The organism is Lentzea sp. NPDC060358 (genome assembly GCF_042725365.1).
Classification (GTDB): domain Bacteria; phylum Actinomycetota; class Actinomycetes; order Mycobacteriales; family Pseudonocardiaceae; genus Lentzea.
Genome location: NZ_JBHXCW010000472.1, coordinates 1 through 1,392 on the forward strand (window position 1 = coordinate 1; position 1,392 = coordinate 1,392).

The following is a 1,392-nucleotide window of genomic DNA, read 5'->3' on the forward strand; positions in this document are numbered from 1 at the left end:
GGGACGCCTCCCGCCGTCTCACCGAGGAGGAGCACGCGGCCGCCCGGCACGCCCTGAAGGGGATCACGCCCGCGCAGTTCCTCACCTCCGCCACCACCGCCCGCGTCCTGTCCGACGCCGTGGCGGAACGGCTGCCCGGCACCTACTTCCCGACGCTGCACGACCGCCTCGACGCCGTGACCGCGCACGACGCCACCCGGGCACTGCGCGCCGCGCTGCCGCCCGGACGGCTGGTCACCGTCGCGGTCGGGGACGCCTCGCTGATCCACCGGCCGCTGCGGGAGCTGGGGCCGGTCACCGTCACGGAGTGACCGCCGCCGCGGGTGCCCCGCCGCCGAGGTGGAGGCCGTGGGCGTGGATGAGCACCCCGGCCTGGGTACGGCTGCGGGCGCCCAACTGCTCCATCAGCTCGGAGATGTGGCGGCGGCAGGTCCGCAGGGAGAGGCCCAGGCGCCGGGCGATCACCTCGTCCTTGAGGCCGTCCGCGAGCAGGACGGCCAGGGTGCGCTTGATGTCCTCGGTGACCGCGCGGGCCGCCGCGGGCCCGCTGAGGTAGGGGGTCGCCCGGCTCCAGGACTGCTCGAAGGCGTCGTACAGGAAGGCCACCGCGGAAGGCTGCCGGATCACCACGGCCCCTCGGGGGCTGGAACGGTCGGGCATGAACGCGATGCGCTGGTCCACGATGATCATCTGGCCGAAGAGTTCGCCGAGGGTGCGGATGTGCGATCCGGCCGCGCTGGCGGCACGGACGTAGTCCTGGGTGGGCTGGTGGAAGCGGGCCGGGTGCTGGTAGAGGCACCGGATGCGGATGCCCCGCTCCAGCAGGGCCAGGTCCCGGGGCAGGGCGTCGGCCAGGATCTCCGCGGGCCGCCCGCCGCCGGGCTGGAAGGACACCACCTCGGTCCTGCACTGCGCCACGGAGGCGCTGATGGCGCCGCGGGCCGCGTGGACGTCCGGCAGGATCTCCAGCACCTCGGCGTCGGCGGGCCGCTGCTGGGCCAGGGGCAGCGGGAGCCCTTCGAGGACGGCGCGCCGGGCCGCGACCCGGCCCTCGCTCAGCCGCAGTTCGGCCTGGGCCTCGCGCAGTCCCGCCTCCTGGGGGCCGAGCAGGGTGGCGATGGCGTGGTGCGGGGTGACCGCCTCCCACACCCCGTCGTCCGCCCCGGGACGCAGGAGCTGCCAGGCCCGCAGGGCGTCCAGCGACGCGGCGTGCAGGTCGGCGGAGAGCCCGGCGGCCGGGGTCCGGTCGGACAGGCCGTACTCCAGGGCGTGATGGTAGAGGGCCACGGCGTCGTGGCCGAGCGGGGGGAGATCGGACGAGGCCGGAAGCGGGGCGCGTTCGGGCATGGATTCTTCCTCTCCGGATGGTCCTTGGTGGTAGAGGTCGTTTTG

Annotated in this window: 2 protein-coding genes; one reads left to right on the top strand and one right to left on the bottom strand. The window is 75.1% G+C overall.

Features of this window, described 5'->3' with window-relative positions:
* Positions 1–311: hypothetical protein (locus ACFWGZ_RS40980; protein ID WP_382456969.1), on the top strand; the 311-nt coding region annotated here is incomplete at its 5' end.
* Here the strand turns inward: ACFWGZ_RS40980 and ACFWGZ_RS40985 are convergent.
* The gene (locus ACFWGZ_RS40985) at positions 301–1,347 is read right to left on the bottom strand and encodes a LuxR C-terminal-related transcriptional regulator (RefSeq protein ID WP_382456970.1); all 1,047 of its coding nucleotides are present in this window, start codon (positions 1,345–1,347) and stop codon (positions 301–303) included. The two genes, ACFWGZ_RS40980 and ACFWGZ_RS40985, sit on opposite strands and share 11 nt — an antisense overlap.
* Positions 1,348–1,392: the final 45 nt, after the last annotated feature.